The 16,480-nt window shown below is 47.9% G+C and carries 11 protein-coding genes; 4 read left to right on the plus strand and 7 right to left on the minus strand.

The annotated features are described in order from the left end of the window. Window positions 1–84 precede the first annotated feature (84 nt). Window positions 85–1,005 carry a pirin family protein gene (locus BP71_RS22920; RefSeq protein ID WP_496383570.1) on the plus strand — a complete coding sequence of 307 codons (921 nt, stop codon included), beginning with the start codon at window positions 85–87 and terminating at the stop codon, window positions 1,003–1,005. A 64-nt stretch (window positions 1,006–1,069) separates the two neighbouring features. Beyond that, window positions 1,070–2,110: an alpha/beta hydrolase gene (locus BP71_RS22925; RefSeq protein ID WP_496383572.1), complete on the plus strand. Its 1,041-nt coding sequence runs from the start codon at window positions 1,070–1,072 to the stop codon at window positions 2,108–2,110. Between the two features lie 22 nt (window positions 2,111–2,132). On the opposite strand, the gene BP71_RS22930 is transcribed toward BP71_RS22925, so the two are convergent. The 4 genes from BP71_RS22930 to BP71_RS22945 all read right to left on the minus strand — a co-directional run bounded on the left by BP71_RS22930 (window position 2,133) and on the right by BP71_RS22945 (window position 9,876). Continuing rightward, window positions 2,133–2,639 carry a PH domain-containing protein gene (locus BP71_RS22930; RefSeq protein ID WP_496383574.1) on the minus strand — a complete coding sequence of 169 codons (507 nt, stop codon included), beginning with the start codon at window positions 2,637–2,639 and terminating at the stop codon, window positions 2,133–2,135. Between the two features lie 295 nt (window positions 2,640–2,934). Beyond that, window positions 2,935–3,426, minus strand: a complete 492-nt coding sequence (locus BP71_RS22935; protein ID WP_496383576.1) for a T9SS type A sorting domain-containing protein — start codon at window positions 3,424–3,426, stop codon at window positions 2,935–2,937. A 27-nt stretch (window positions 3,427–3,453) separates the two neighbouring features. After that, complete coding sequence (locus BP71_RS22940; RefSeq protein WP_496383578.1) at window positions 3,454–6,639, minus strand: M4 family metallopeptidase; 3,186 nt, start codon at window positions 6,637–6,639, stop codon at window positions 3,454–3,456. Between the two features lie 54 nt (window positions 6,640–6,693). Then, on the minus strand, window positions 6,694–9,876 hold the full coding sequence (locus BP71_RS22945) for a M4 family metallopeptidase (protein ID WP_496383580.1): 3,183 nt from the start codon (window positions 9,874–9,876) through the stop codon (window positions 6,694–6,696). A 255-nt stretch (window positions 9,877–10,131) separates the two neighbouring features. Between BP71_RS22945 and BP71_RS22950 the strand changes: the two genes are divergently transcribed. Beyond that, window positions 10,132–10,458, plus strand: a complete 327-nt coding sequence (locus tag BP71_RS22950) for a helix-turn-helix domain-containing protein (protein WP_496383581.1) — start codon at window positions 10,132–10,134, stop codon at window positions 10,456–10,458. Here the strand turns inward: BP71_RS22950 and BP71_RS22955 are convergent, their stop codons facing one another. After that, window positions 10,459–12,813: an ABC transporter permease gene (locus BP71_RS22955; RefSeq protein ID WP_496383583.1), complete on the minus strand. Its 2,355-nt coding sequence runs from the start codon at window positions 12,811–12,813 to the stop codon at window positions 10,459–10,461. It lies immediately after the preceding gene. Between the two features lie 238 nt (window positions 12,814–13,051). Further along, window positions 13,052–13,330, minus strand: a complete 279-nt coding sequence (locus BP71_RS22960) for a DUF1905 domain-containing protein (RefSeq protein WP_496383585.1) — start codon at window positions 13,328–13,330, stop codon at window positions 13,052–13,054. Window positions 13,331–13,511: 181 nt separating this feature from the next. Between BP71_RS22960 and BP71_RS22965 the strand changes: the two genes are divergently transcribed. Beyond that, window positions 13,512–14,051 carry a DUF2911 domain-containing protein gene (locus BP71_RS22965; protein ID WP_496383587.1) on the plus strand — a complete coding sequence of 180 codons (540 nt, stop codon included), beginning with the start codon at window positions 13,512–13,514 and terminating at the stop codon, window positions 14,049–14,051. A gap of 90 nt (window positions 14,052–14,141) precedes the next feature. On the opposite strand, the gene BP71_RS22970 is transcribed toward BP71_RS22965, so the two are convergent. Continuing rightward, window positions 14,142–16,283 carry a hypothetical protein gene (locus tag BP71_RS22970; RefSeq protein ID WP_496383589.1) on the minus strand — a complete coding sequence of 714 codons (2,142 nt, stop codon included), beginning with the start codon at window positions 16,281–16,283 and terminating at the stop codon, window positions 14,142–14,144. Window positions 16,284–16,480: the final 197 nt, after the last annotated feature.

A 16,480-nucleotide genomic window follows, 5' to 3' on the forward strand; every position in this document is an offset into this window, starting at 1 on the left:
TCAAACCGACGCGCTTACAAAATGTATAGTGGTCAGGGATGCACAGAGTGGAGGTTGATTTTGTTTACCTCAATGGAACCGTCAATGGTTTCATCAATCTTGAAAGGAAAACAAATGATGGAAAATCAAGGCAAAGCCAGGAAAATCGTAAGCATTAAAACCCCGCCTGCCCAGCAGGGTTTTCTGGGGGCTGATCATACAGCAAGGGCAGTTGTTTACGACGAATTTGCACACAGCGACCCGTTCATACTGCTAATGGACGATTTTCTTGATAAAAAAGACGATACACCCGTTGGAGGACCGCATCCTCACGCCGGTTTTGAAACGGTTTCACTACTGCTGGAAGGCGAAATCGGTGACGATGCCCACAAAATGAAGCAGGGGGATTTTCAGGTGATGACGGCCGGAAGCGGCATTGTTCATACCGAAACGATCGAAGGTAAATCGCGTATGCGTTTGCTGCAAATGTGGTTGAACCTGCCTAAAACAGCACGTTGGACAACGCCACGAGTGCAGGATCTTGCATTTGAGCATGCGCCCGCAGCTCAGCGGAATGGTGTAACAACGGTGCTTTACAGCGGTTCTTTCGCAGGTTTGACTTCGCCGGTTAAGAATCATGTTCCGCTTATAGTGGCTGATATCCGGATCCAGCCAGGCACCGCCATGACAGAGCTGTTGCCGCGTTCATACAATGCATTTTTATATGTGATCGAAGGCACAGTACTGGTAGGAGAAGATCGGCAAGCGCTGGAAGTCAATCAGATTGGTTGGTTAAGCAGAGATTCGGCGGGCGAAACGAGTGAATTGAACCTGGTAGCAGGAGAAAATGGGGCACGCTTTATCCTGTATGCAGGTGAGCCTCAGCATGATCAGATTGTTTCTTATGGCCCGTTCATTTCAGACAATCAGGCGGAGATCCGGGAGCTTTACAGCGATTTCCGGCACGGCAAAATGAAGCACGTATCGACATTGCCCGGAGAACAGCGGTTTAATTATCGATCCTGATCACTGCGCTTTAAAGGGCGGTTAATCTTTCTTAATTTGGAGGTAAATTCAAACCTGACCTGCAATGAAAAGAGAAAGACTGACCGCCCTTTTATTGATTGTCCTGCTTACGCCATTGATCACATTTGGCCAGCCCGCATTGAAAGGCTCGGTGGAGCGCATTAAAGTACACGGCAAGGCACTAGAAGGCAATCTCGAAGGTAACCCGGCCGATCCGGATGTGTCGGTATATCTGCCTCCGAGCTATAAAAAAGAGTCAAAACGCCGCTTTCCGGTGGTGTACCTGCTGCACGGTTTCACAGACACAGATGCACAGTGGTACGGGTTTGTGAAGCACTGGATCAATCTCCCGGTGATCGTGGACAAGGTGTTTGCTTCGGGCCAGGCGCAGGAGATGATCATCGTCACACCTAATGCCTTTACCCGCAGTGGTGGCAGTTATTATTCCAATTCGATTACAGCCGGAAACTGGGAGGATTTTGTCTCCAGAGAGCTGGTCAGCTATATCGATCAGCACTACCGGACGATTTCTAAAGCTGCGAGCCGCGGACTAGCCGGGCATTCTATGGGCGGTTATGGAACGATCCGCATTGGAGAGCGGCATCCCGAAATATTTTCAAGCATCTATCTGCTGAGTCCGTGCTGCATGGCGCCGGGTAACCCACGCTCGGCAGAGGCTATTGCAAAATTAGAAGCCGTAAAAACACCGGAAGATATCTCCAAGGCGGATTTTATGACCAAGGCAGCTCTCGCTTATGCAGCAGCCTGGTCGCCGAACCCCACGCGGCCGCCCTTCTACACGGACGCGATCGTCGAAAACGGTAAGGTTTCGCCGGTGACCGAAATTAAATGGAATGCAAATATGGGTCTTTCTAATATTGACCAGTACATTACGAATCTGAAACAAATGAAAGGCATCGGCTTCGACGCTGGAGATCGCGACCAACCCATTGCCGCCAACATCAAAATCCTGCATCAGATTCTGGAAAACTACCAGATCGCCCATTCCTATGAAGAGTATGAGGGTGATCATATCAACAAGATCGGCGAGCGGATTGAAACGAAGATGTTGCCTTTTTTCTCAAAAAACCTCGCTGGAAAATAGGTTAGCAGGCTTAATTTAGAGCTCAGCTAGTGACGAGTTCAGTACTTCCCAATTCTTTAATGAATGGATCTATTTCGTCGGGCGACAGCAGAATGGTCTTGTTGTCGACGGTTTTGATCAATACAAGACGATCGCGTCGGGTGAGGTACCAGGTCATTTTGCCATAAACCGAGTTGTAAAATTTGCCATAATATCCGAAGAGCCCGCCAACACCAAAAGTACGGATGGTAAATTTCAATTGGTCTTTTGAAATAATCTGGGCTGTTTTAATCGACTTCCTTTCCACAATCACGCTACGCCATGGCCTGCGGATAATAACCTGGTTATCGGTTATAGTGTATCCAAGAGGCCGGTAAATGTAAGCACTCACGTAAGTCACTATTAGAATCGACGTTATGATTGCCGATTTTTTCCAGTCGAAGGGATGGCTAAAAGGAAGAAAATCCATGAAGCCCAATCCAATAAATAGCACGGTTACGCCTGTGGTGATGATTTTGACGGATTTATCCCAGGAAGCTTCGTATTGCATGGTAGTAGAGGTGTAGTTACATTCGAAATATAATTTAGGAGAAAAAATAATGATTTCCAATTAGCATGTGGCCTTTCCGATTCGAGCATACGATGCGCGACAGGAGATTCATAGCCGAAGATAGGGGAGGTCCGCTCACCAGGGAGCATCATGGTCAATTGCTCCTCCGGACCTGTACCTGTGTGGGGCACGTCGTGTCATTAAACCGAAGGAATCCGCGGATTAATCGAAGGGCAAAAGTTTATCATTGATAAGAAGAGAAAAGGAGTGTGAAATCAATCACACTCCTTTTGGATCATTGCACAACCAACTTCTCCGACGCATAAATATCGCCCGATTGCGCCTTTAAGATGTAAATTCCTTCCGCAAGCGATCCGATATCAAGCGGATGCTCTGCTGATTCCAGTCGGCTGGTCTGCAACACATTACCATTTTTGTCTAACACCTGCACATTGACCGGATACTTCCAGGAGCCCTTAAATTGCAAGTTGACTTCCCTGGATGCAGGGTTAGGGAAGATCATGACGGTGTTTATTGCATTTTCGGGCCGTTGGAGCGCCTTTTCTTTTTTTGCAGAATAAGTAAATGCAACGACTTTGCCTTTAAACACAGGTTTGTCCAGGTCGATCGTGGTGAGCTGTTCACCGGAGGCACTTTTGACGGTTAAAATCGATCCTTTTCTGACAAAATCAAAAGCAGGTTCTGGCTGACGGAACTTTTGAGCCTGTACACCGCTTGCAGCCAATACTGAGCTAATGACTATTAGAGATGAAATATTTCTTTTCATAGTTGTAATTGTTTGAATGTGACATTGTTATTTGTGGTCGAGAATGATAGGGGAGAATGGGAAGTTGAGCTGCCACTCATGAGAAGGTGAAGCGGGATCAAGGGGGTTAAAAGTGATAATATGCTTATCAATCACCGTTTTTCCGTTGAGCAGTACAGAGAAATGGGGCTGATCGAAGAGGTTGTAGGCGAGTGGCTGGGGAAGATTCAACATTGTCAGCTTGAGGGTGTATTTGCCGGCTGGCATGTCCTTTTTAAACATTCCGAGGACGGCGTTTTCGGAATCGACCCATAACTCCGTCAGTGGGTTTCCGTTGGCATCAACGATCTGGACTATCTTGCCATCTGGATCCAGTAGCTCTACGCCCAACAGGTAATCCGAAGTCTCGATCGGTAAAGGGTCGGCAAGATCCAGATCGTTCCTGTAACCAATCACTTTGATGTCGAGGTCTTTTAGAGGTATGGCTGGCGGATTATTGTTGCCGCCCGCAAGGGTGGAGAACAAGACCGTGGGTGCGTTAAGGCCCGGGCAGCTTCCGGAGTTTTTAATGGCCAATGTATAGTTTTTGCCATTCCCCAATGTGCCTGCGGGAAGGAGCATAGATGTCGCCATTGTCGGAGCATTGTTGAAACCATTGACCGGAACTCCGTTACTCGCAATCGTCACCAGGTACTGCTCACCGGGTTCCATCCATAGACTGGCGTCCCAGGTAATGATAACAGGGAGAGCAGGGTCGATCTGGTCATTTTCATTTGGAAACTTGGGAAGGGGTTGGTCAGGACAGATGGTGTAGCTGAAAGTGGGGGACAACCCCGATTCGGCCCCTTGCGGTCCAATGGCCATCACGCTTGCCTCGATACCCTGGTGGTCATCGAACATCAGCTGGTCGAGGACTTCCTTTTCCAGGGCCTTACCGGGAGTTGTAAAACAGGTGACTTGTCCTGAACTTTTTTCCTTGATGCAGAGCTTAAAATGAGCTACCAGATTGGGCTCCACAGTGCCGTATCCCCAAAAGAATTTTTCACCAAAATAAGATTTGTACGGGATCGGTATTTTGGGATCAGGCCCCGCCATTGCCAGCAACGTGGCATTTTGATCGGTTTTGATATGCCAGACGTTGGTACATTTGGCATAAACAAAGCCTTTCTGCGGCAATACCCTCACGAAAAGATCAGTTTGGTCGGCAAGGTTTGGTAATGTTACCAATGCGTTTGTCATGTTGCCGGGTGCTACCTGAGAACGGACGATGTTGGAAAAAGCATCATCGGTGGCAACTTGCACGAGGTATTGAAAAGCTCCGGGAGTCTTGTAATAGTCGACCCCGAAACCCAGCGAGCTCACTACGGTGGGCGGATCGTTGGGTTTTTGGTTGAGTGCTTGCAGGACGCTGGTGGGGGGGATGTAGGTATTTACACTGTCGATGTCTGACCAGGCGCCGAAATTATTGACGATTACAGAATTGTTCCGTTCTGCCCTGACACGGACATAATATTTCTGATTTACTCCCAGGGTTGTATTGATTATACCTGATTCTGTAAAGTTGCCTGTTGGGTTTGCCGATCCGGTATAGACAAGAGTGGTAAATTCTTTGTCGGTCGCTACCTGGTAAGTATACTTTTCAGCGCCAAATATGTTCTTCCAATCAATAGCTGGGTTTTCCCAAGCATTTACTGTGAAGCCAGTCGCTGGGACAGCATGCCAGAATTGGGCTTTTTTGTTGCTAAGGACAATCGCGTGGGTAGGGCTAAATTGCTGGTACAATTGGCAGAGTGGATTCAGTCCTTTACAGAAGTTGGCATCGGCCTGTGTAATCTTCGCTCGTATATACACCAGGTCTTCCGGGTGGAAATACCCAGTCGCTTTACCGGCATAAACAATCCCTCCGCCAGGTTTGAAGAATGCATCAAAGCTGGTTACTTTAACGGTTTGCAAATTTTCTGAGAAATCATATTTAGTGGACATCTCTACTTCCCACTCCTTTATGCGTTTATCATCGTCCCAGGAGAAGTTAGCGTTTATTTCAGGCCAGGGCTCCACACCCGAAGTGGCATTGGCAGGTGACAGAGTGAAAAAGGGCAGATTGTTGTCGCAAACACCAACTGCACACCAGGCTTGATGCACTGCCTGATACTCGACGGAATTCAAGCCATACAGTTTTTCGGCCGCTTGTAAGGTAAACAGCTTAAATGCCGGATAATTCGAAAAAGATTTCAAAGATGGAATCGCATCCCAGATGATCTTAATAGCTTTTTCAACACCAATCCCGGTAAGGTTGCTATACGTATAACCAAGATCGTTCTGTTTGGAACCCTGAAACCCGACCGATAGTAAATAGAACCAACGAGAGGCTACTCCCCCAGCATGGTAAGGCTTCTCGCCTACGCAGGATTGCGGGTAATATTGGCCATGATATGTATCCGCAAACTGACCTGTTTTGGGATTGCTGGTATCGAAGGTTAAGTTTAATACTTGCGGGGCAAAAATCCAGTCGTAATTTTGGGGAGTCGAATTCATTATTTTGTTTTTGACATAGATTCCAAAAATGTTGCAAATTCCTTCATTAACTGCCACATACTCGGAACAACTGATGTCACTTTTTGAGTAAATTCCAGTTTTGTATCGTATGATCGAATGGGTCATCTCATGAGCAAGCGCATCGATTGTAATCTGAAATGGTTTGTTATCATTTAGATTCCTCTCGAAGCCGAAATATCCCCCCAAGGCATTGCCTAAATAGTAGGAACGAGACTTAGAGCCTGTCTCAAACAAGTTCTTCATCTTTATGTCAAGAGGGGCAGTTCCAACTCCATCGCTCCCTTTCCAACTGAACCGTTGGTCAAACACCTTCTCAATGCGTTGGAAACCAGATAGAATCTGGACCGCCTCGCTACTTAAATAGGGTGTCAAATTGTCCGTAAATTGGTCATCATACGGTGCTTTGTCTTCAAAGAAAACCGTGGAGCCTTGATTGGTGGCTTGCAATGTAATCGCGGGAAATCCATTTTCAGGCAAAGTTTGCAACCGATATACTTTTTCACTTTGAGGGTCTTGGTCCTTAGTATATTCTAGTGCCCTGAATGTTTGCTGTCCGTCGAAAAAGCTCATGGCTGTCCGGTCGACATTCTTTGGATTGTAAAGGGTCTGAGCAAATAGCTTTTCAGAATACAGTAAGCCTAACAACCCCAACAAAAAATAACTTAAACGTCTTCTCATAACCTTGAATGGGTGTTTTGTTTTATAAACTCTACAAGATTGGCAGGCCGAGTCTTACTTGACATCCAGTACAACATCGTCAAACTGGAATCCAACCAGCCACTGGTTGAAGGGCGAATCAGGGTCGAAGAAGTCAACGGTAATAACATGCTTACTTATCACTGGTTGCCCATTGACGGATACTGAGAAGGATGGCTGGTCGAAGGGATAGTAGGTCAGCGGGGGGAAGATATCGAGTATTTTCAGCCTTAGCTTGTACTTGCCCTGGGGTTTATCATCGGCCACCATGATGACACCTGAATTTTCCGAGTCGACATCGAGAAAGGTAACCTGGTTTAAATTCGGATCGACCAGAGCGAGCGGGTTGCCATCCGGATCGATCAGTTCGATACCGAGCCGGTAGTTGGATGTACCCCAGGCCCAACCGTCGGGATCATTGCGGAATCCTTTCAGGTCAATAGTAAAATCGACGAGCTGGGGCTTTGGAGGTTGGTTGGAACCTCCCGACCCTACGGCGTTGAAAAATACCTGGGGTAGAACTATTGCCGCGCAGGAGGAAGAGTTTTTGACGGTCAGTAGGTAGCTTTTACCGCTGGTCAATGTGCCTGCCGGTACGAGCATAAAATTGTTTGCAGTAGGCTTGTTATTGAATCCGGCTATTGGGACCGAGTTAACGGGATCCATTATAGTGACCAGGTATTGGCTGCCGGCGGCAAACGATTCACTGTGGTACCACTCGATATTGAAATTTTTGTCCGAATCCACTTTGCCCAAATCACCGGGAAAGGATACGGCGGGGTGGTCCGGGCAGACAGTATAATTAAAAGGGGCGGAAAGGGCTGATTTCGCTCCCAGGGCATTTACTGCACAGACCCGCACCTGAAAATTGCCATCAAACAGCAATGGGTCTTTAATGAGTAAGTCCAGGTTTGGGGTAGTAAAAATAGAAGTAACATTGGACGCTGTTTTAGTGATCTCCAATTGATATTGGGCCACCCAGTTCTTATTGAGCGAGCCTTCGGTCCATGTAAAAGTAGCCAGGAAGTCGTGGAAGGGAAAAACCGTGCCGTTGGCCGGGCTATTCATGGCCGGTACGGCCAGTTGTTGATCGGTTTTGATACGCCAGGTCTTGTTGCAGAGGCCAAATGCCGCTCCTTTTTGCGGGAACACACGTACAAAGAGATTGGTAAGATCAGCGACAGAAGGGAGTAGGAAATTGGTGGACGTCAGATTCCCCGGCACGGTTTGAGAGCGGATGATATTGAGAAATGCGTCGTCTGTGGCGACTTGTATGACGTAGTTACTTGCCCCTGCATAAGCATACCAGTCCATAGCAAACCCAAGGCTGCTGACCGGCGTGGCGGGATCATTGGCATTTTGATTCAGGGCCTGCAATATGGAAGTCTGCGGTGTGGCCGTATAGAGATGGACGACATCGGACCATGCCCCATAATTTTTATTGATTTTGATGAAATCCAGCCGTTCCGCCCTGACGCGGGCATAGTAATCCTGCCCTGCTTCCATAACCGTGTTGATCTCTCCTTGGTCGGTGAAATTGGTGGTGTGCAATGCAAAGCCATCATAGACCAGGTTATTGAAATCATTGTCGGTGGCCACCTGGAGGCCATAACGATGCGCGTCATCGACAGACTTCCATACAAGTTCAGGTTTATCCCAGGGATTGACCACCATGGACAGGTTGTTGTTGGGCCAAAACTTGATTTTCAGATCTTTCAGCACGAAAGCATGCGTAGGACTGAACTGCTGATAGAACTGACAAAGCGGGTTAATGCCTTTGCAGAAATTGGGATCGGCCTCTATGATTTTGGCCCTTGCATAGACCTTTTCCCCGGGATGGTAGTAGGCATCGACGGTAGCGTAATTGGTCAGCAACCCATTTGGATCGACCACCATGGTGATGTTATCGGTTTCGGCGGTCTGAAGATTTTCTGAAAAATCGTATTTGGTGGATGTCTCCACGAGCCATTTCTTGACGTCACCATTGTTAACGCCGGGCCAGGTAAGGTTTATTTTTACAGCTGGCCACGGAATGACGTCGCTGGTGGCATTGGCGGGCGACATCGAAAAGCTGGCCGTATTGTTATCGCAAACGCCCACCGCGCACCATGCATTCTGTACGGCCAGGTATTCGGTAGAGTGCAGACCATAGAGCTTCTTGGCAGCGTCCAGTGTATATGTTTTGAATGCATGATAGTTGGAGTACACCTTGATGGATGGTATTGCCTCCCAGACTATCTGGATGGCTTTTTCCACATCAATGCCTACCAGATCGCTGTATGGGTAACTGAAGTCATTATACGCAGTGCCCTGGTGACCTTCGACAAGGAGATAGAACCATTTGAGCAGGACTCCCGAAGCGGGATGTACGTTGAAGCTCATCGAACAGGTACTTGGATAGTTTTGACCGTAATATGTGTCGGGAAACCCAAAGCTTTTGGGATCGCCGAAATCCTCCCCAGGAATTTTTATTTGCTTTTCAAACACCCAATCAAAATTTTGGGGCGGCGTTTGCAGGATTTTGTTTTTTAAGTAGATGCCAAGAATATAGGCAATGCCTTCGTCCAACGCAGGAGATTCCTTACACAGGTCTGGCCAATCAAAATTAATCCCTGTCTTTTGGTGCATAATAGCATGAGTATATTCATGACCAACTACTTCCAGCACATTGTTAAATGGCTTGTTGTTCGTTTTGGTGGCCCGGAAAAATTCAAAATATTCAAAGTCATCACTGTAATGAGCCCCGGAGTTATACGGATTGGAAGGGTCGTCATCAGAATCTCTCATGTAAATGGTCACGGGCTTTTGTCCGATGCCATCAATGCCTTTCCAGCCGAACTTCTGATCCACGGCCTTCATCACCCGCTGAAAGGCATAAAAGGTCTGTACCGCTTCTGAACTTAAGTAGGGTGTGTTATTATCCGAAAACTGATCGTCGTATGGTGATTTGTCTTCAAAGTAAACAGTACTGCCCTGGCTTTCGCCCTGTAAAGTGATCTCCGGATACCCATTTTCAGGCTTTGTTTGCAAGCGATAAATCTTTTGGCTTTGCGGATCTTGATTAAGAGTGTATTCCAATGCCCTGAATGTCTGAAAACCATCATAGAAGCTCATGGCCGTCCGGTCGACATTTTTGGAATTGTATAGTGTCTGGGAAAAGACAAGCGGCATCATCATATTGATGCAGCCTAAAACAAGTGAAAGCAGAAGTTTTTTCATAAGCATAATGCGTGGTTTTTGTATTAAATACTAATTGCAAATAGCCTCAAAAAAAGCCGCATTCCGATCATATATGCGGTGGTAAAGAACTAGCATGAGTATACATTTGACTAGCTTGGCGCAGTAGACCGTGGGCTGCCCGGCGGGTAATCGCCAAGCTAATTACTTCCCGCCGCTCAAGCAGTCTGAGTAGGATCATTGGTGAACGGATCGCTTTTTCGAATGTAACCCCACAGAGACCCGACCAGCAGCACCATGGAACAGATCAGAATTCCGATAGGAGATAACATACGAATAGCAAGGAGCCGGTTGGGCTATTCGCAGGAATATGTGGCCGAAAGGCTGGGGATTTCAAAACAACGCTACCGGCAGCTCGAAAATGAAGAGCAGGATTCGCTGACAATAGGAAGGCTGTCTGAGATAGCCGTTATTCTGGAGACTGACATCGAGACATTGGTCAGTCTCCACCGCGTGAGGTTTTCCGGAATGCATGTCAATGTAAATGACACACATATCCAGGCACTGCGATTGCTGATTCAAACGCAGCAGGAATTAATTACAATGTTGCAGGAAAAAGGCTAGTCAATTGTTCCGTAAACTCTTGACGGGATCCAGCAAGGCCGCTCTGATGGCCTGGTAGCTGACAGTCAGCAGAGATACGACAATCGCTAGTACACCAGATAGCGCAAATACCCACCACTGGATACTGACGCGATAGGCAAAGTCGCTGAGCCAAAGGGTCATCGTGTACCATGCAACTGGTACAGCGATAAAAATGGAAATGGTCACCAAAGCCATGAATTCTCGCGAAAGCAATGCCGCAATGCTCATGACCGAAGCACCCAACACCTTTCGCACCCCGATTTCCTTAATGCGGTTCTCGGCCATGTAAGCGGCCAGACCGAATAATCCCAGGCAGGAAATGAAGATGGTAAGCCCGGCAAAAAGGCCTGTTAATGTGGCGATGCGGCGGGTGTCTTCAAATTTGAGCGCATAGTCTTCGTCCACAAAATGGTATTCAAACGGGTATTCGGGATTGTAGCGGCGGAAAATGGCCTCTACCGCGGGCATCAGTTGAGATGCGGTTCGGGTCGAATCGAGTTTCATATGGATCACATTGAAGTAGCTCTGGGCGCCCTCGATAATCAGCGGCCCCTGCTTGTCATAAGGCGAACGGATCACAAAATCCCTGACTACGCCGATTACATGATAGGCCGTACCATTGTCTTTGACGGTCTGACCGACCGGATCCTTAAAGCCCATGATTTTAGCCGCGGTTTCATTGAGAATCATTGCCGAAGAGTCGGAAGGGAATTTGGTCAGATCCATGTCACGGCCAGTGATAAGCTGCAGTCCGGCTGTCGCCACCAGGTCCTCATCTTCCGTGAAACGATCGAAATCGATTTTTTCGGCCATGTTTTTGCCCTGCCATTCAATGCCCCACGTATCACTGGTCACACTGCTCAGCGGGGATGCGGTTTTGGTGACCGACGTAGCAATGCCGGTCGCGAGCAGTTCCTGTTTTATTTGTTTATAGTTTTTGGCAAGATCCCCGGTAATCCAGTGATAGACTACCTGTCCGCGGTCATAGCCGGGGTCCCGGTCCTGCGCGTGACGGATTTGCTGGACTACGATCAGCGTAGATATGATCAGCACAATAGCGAAACTGAACTGGATGACCACCAGCATTTTACGAGGGTTGATCAATCCCTGGGTTTTCTTGAATGCACCTTTCAGGACGCTGATCGGCTTGAATGACGACAGGTAGAAGGCCGGATAGCTCCCGGCGACAATGCCTGTGAACAGGATAAATGCGAGTGCTGCAACCCAGAATTGCGGGTTAGAAACCGGTACCTGAAGGTCTTTGGCGATCAGGGTGTTGAATGCAGGCAATACCAGGTACACAGCGAACAATGCAATGGAGCCTGCGATCAGGGCGATCAGAATCGATTCTCCGATGAACTGCCCGACCAGTAGTCCCTTGTTGGCCCCCGCCGTTTTACGGATGCCCACTTCCTTGGCCCGCTTCTCGCTGCGGGCTGTGCTGAGATTCATAAAGTTGATACAGGCAATCAGCAAGATAAATGCAGCGATGATCCCGAACAGCCGGACGATCGCGATCCGCCCGCCGACCACCTTGCCGTTTTCAAAATTGGAATACAAATGCCATTGGGTGATCGGATGCAGGAACACCTCGTGCTCTTCGGTCTTGTTGGAATGCCGGATGGTAATATCTCTGATTTTTTTTGCCAGGAGTTCGGGATCTGTGCCGGGTTTGAGCTGGACGTACGTCCTGACGGTGTTGTTTCCCCAATTTTCGTCATCCTCGCCGCTTTTTTTCAGGTATTGCCACGGAAGAATATATTCAAACTGGAATTCAGTATTGGGCGGCAGGTCTTTCATAACCCCGGTGATAGTGAAATTATCTTTGTCGATCGAAATGAATTTCCCGAGCACATTTTCGGTACCAAACATTTTAATCGCCATTTTCTGTGTCACCACCATGGAACTGACGGCATTGAGCGCGGTGCGGGGATTTCCCTGCAAAAGCGGAAAATCGAACATGCTCAGAAATGCTGCGTCGGTGACGATCGCCTCGCTGGAAATTTTCGTGTTCCCGACCCGGGTTACATACCAGCGCGAATACTTTCGGGAAATATCAACCACCTCGGGATACTCCGCTTTCAGTGTCGGACCCAACACTTTGGGTGTTGAATTCCAGCATTGGAGCTTTCCGTCAAACGTTCCGCGGTTCCAGGCGTCGTATAGATAGTCCCGGTTTTTGTGGAAACGGTCGTAGCTGACCTCATTATACATCCAGAACAGGATGAGCAATGCACTGGCCATCCCAACCGACAATCCTAGAATATTGATCGCCGAAAAGCCTTTGTTCCGAAGCAGGTTCCTGAAGGCGATTTTGAGGTAGTTCCTAAGCATATTAAGTAGCGTTCTGGATAATTTCTTTGAGAGACCAACGGGGCAGGCGGCTCCCAAATAGCACATGGTACTTTACCGCCGGCCCCATTGCCGGTTCAAATAGTTTGCCAGATGGTTAATGTGCTTATAATCAGTTTATTGACAAATTATGTATGCGTTTTGATGTTCACTAATGAACAGTGTGCGTCCGCGTCGGGACGCCTATAAGTAAAACCTGAGGGAAGCCCCGTGAAAACGGCTAACGGTCCAACCGCTCGGTTAATACGACTGTAACTTTCTCTCCCTGGGTCTTTTTGATCAGGTTTTGAAGGTCGGATTTGACGGGAAGCTTATGCGTGCCATCACCTAACGCCATAAAAGAGCTCTGAAAAGAATGGCCGTCGATCGTTCCTGCTACCTTCACCAATCCGCGTGTTTTAAAGAAACTGACCGATTCCGGCCATTTTACGTAAGTCCAGCCGCCTTTGTTGGGGCTTTTGATCAGCTCTGCTTCGAAAGTCTTATGGATGATGCTCATGTCGGTGTTAGTTTGAGTGAATTATTTTCAACGACTTAAAGGTAATGAGCTCGGAATGAGTAGGTGGGGTGTAAATGCGACAAATTTGGTGGGTGATTAGGAATGATATTGTTTCTCGTATGAATTGCTGATATTTAGTACAGTTTTTGATGTGCAATTATCAAACTAAACCAGTTGAAAAATGAAAAAGGCAACGATTTTAAGAAGTACTATTCTGGCATCCATATGTATGCTGATGTCAGCGCTGGTTTTTGCTCAGGGAGATAAGGCGAGTCGGCCCAGCCCGCCAAAAACCGCTACCGGTAAAATTGGGGAAGCTACTGTCACCATTAACTATTCTAGTCCGGCCGTTAAGGGCAGGAAGGTTTTTGGGGAACTGGTGCCCTATGGAAAAGTTTGGCGGGCAGGCGCGAACGAAGCGACGATTTTTGAAACAGACAAGGACCTCATGATCGAAGGGAAGAAATTGCCGGCAGGTAAATACAGCCTGTATGCGATCCCGGGCGAGAACGAATGGTCATTTGTCTTCAATTCCGAAACCGGACAATGGGGAATCAAACGGAGCGGCGAGACCTCGAAAGACGCCAGCAAAGATGTATTGACTGTGACGGCCAAGCCGGGCAAAAGCGCATCAATGAGCGAACGGCTGGCATACGATGTCACCGGCAAAGGATTTGTACTCCGTTGGGATAATACCGAAGTACCTGTGGCGATCAAATAGCGGGTTAGCGTTGTACGGAGTAACGCCCTTCGGAAAGATCAGAAACAGAAAAACGCCGGCTTTCTTCCTGGAAACCGGCGTTTTCCGTTTTTAGGGTCTTGTAAGTATACAAAAGGGGCGGCGGTTCCGGCCATCGATGTCTGTTGTATAAAGCTGCCAGGTGTTGTCGCTGAGTTCTTCCAAATGGAACTGATTGGCAGGATCGGCGAGTACTTTCCGGATCGGGCGAGGGAAAGCATTTGCAGAACGTGCGTTTTCCCAGGTTCTGATCGCTTTGAAAATCGCGTCTTTCTGAGGACAGCTTTCGACATCCTTCTGGTTGAGTTGCAGACTATAAGTTGAACCTATTCCCACTGAGATTGCCTGGATATGCTCATACTGGGCCACTGTGGAATTGGCGTTGATCGGAAAATTACCGCCCATCCCGGAAGGGAAAAAGTTGGCGTATGTCACATCTCTGAGATCTTTACCCTGGCTGGTGGCGCTTCCCCATTCCCTGGTCTCCACATCATAAAGGTTTTTCCCGCTTCCCACATTCCAGATGCTTTGATAGTGCCATGAACCCTCCGACAAGGTAGAGCCCGTAAAGCGGATATAGGGCACGCCCAGTTCTTTACCCTTTTCAAACATTTTCCGGAAAAAGCGCTTGACCGAGTAATAGCCATGTCCGTTATTGAACAAAAACTCCTGACCGTCAAAATCGTAGTAGGCGAGACCATTCACTTTGCAAATGACCGCATAGTGCTCGGCTATTTTGTCCTGCAATTGCACATTCGGGATCAACCCGTCGTAACCGTAGTTAACGGTCACCTGAAGTTTGTAAATGGTATCGCCCGCTGAATGACCAGCGCTGACAGTGTTCCAATAGCCACGTTTCACATTTAAAAGCCGGTGAGGCGCTTCAGCGGAAACGCCCAGATAGTAAATGAGTTCTTTTCCTATCTTGACCATGTTCAGATTTTTGCAATGTCCCTCCCAACTGGCTATTTCGTTGAGATATTGAGGGTCATTGACCAGGATGATGGTGTCTGCCGGGCCGATGTTTCTGGTTAGCAGACGTTTTTGCTGGTAACAAAGACTATCGCTTGGAATGGGACTGGCGTCTTTGGTATCCGGTGCCAGGGCATTGGTAATAGGCGTCCGGCCGATGAGCAATCCCTGCAGCGAAGCCATTTCCGAAAATTCCCTGTGCGATTTGGCCCCTGACGCCATTTTTAGGGGTTTCTTTTCAAAGTTTTTTCCGTCGATATACCCGGCATTGCCACGATCGGGTCGGATAAAGCCCTGATCGTACAAGCTGATAGCCTTAAAACCTAAACGATGCGTATAGGGGACGATGCTATCGTACACGCCGCCGCTGGTCATAGCATCGGGGATAAAGGCTGCCGGATCCTTTATCCATTTGCCGTGGATAGTGGGATAAGGAAGGCTTTCCGATAAAACAATATTCCGGATCACATCCAGGAGCGCAGTACTGTCCGGGCTGCCCCAGAGAGCGACAGAAGAACCCCGATAGTCGACACCTGGCAAAGGCTGCACTTCCAGATGGTTGGGCACATTGGCCTCCATATTAGGTATCAATGAAAAGAAAACCTCGCGTTTGAAGGCTCTGTCCCTGGAGTTGTAGGCAATGGAAATCCTGCCCTTACCGTCGATCTGCGCCGCATTGCCGTATAATATCCGGTAATAAGGTTCTTTATGCGAATAAAAAGCCACATCGCTGATCCCATCGCCGCCGATGGGGAAGATCTGCCCTTCGTGCAGGTGTGATGGGAGTGGAAAGCGTTGCAGATCAGGACTATGAATGATATATTGAAAAGGTGCGGCATCGGCGATGGTTTCGGATGTGCCTCCCAGGGTATTGTCGTTGAGTGCCAGCATGCCAATGGCATAGTTGACCGCCTCGCTCGTATCGCGGGCGACTCCGATGATTTCGCCGAAAAGATTGGTGATGTTGGTATGATAGGCGCCCCATTGAATATTATCGATACCGTTGCGCGGATGAAGCGACTGTAAAGTCAGTTTAAAGTACTTTTTGTAGGTAACCAGGGAAACCGTGGCCACTGAGCCATTGGGATAGTGCAGCGTGAAGGTTCCTTTCGCTTTATTATAAATAGCCTTTGTCGGTTGGTAATATTTTTGTTGTTCACTGTTGAAAAGAGATAACAGTGGGGAAGGCTTATCGGCAGGGCTGAATTCCCGCTGATGGGCCGTTACCGTGACATTTTTCATACTTGTAATCCAGCCTTTCCTGTCAATATGGATTTTGAAATAACTGGTGCTGAAATCATGCTGGGCATAACAGCAAGGGACGAGTATCAATGTTATGATGCTGGAAATAAATGCTTGGGTAAGGCGAAATCGCATATCGGGTACTTGGATTGTTGGTAAGGTTTGAAGGGAAAGATAATTCTTTAAAAAGCGATGAT

Source organism: Dyadobacter ginsengisoli DSM 21015 (assembly GCF_059568735.1).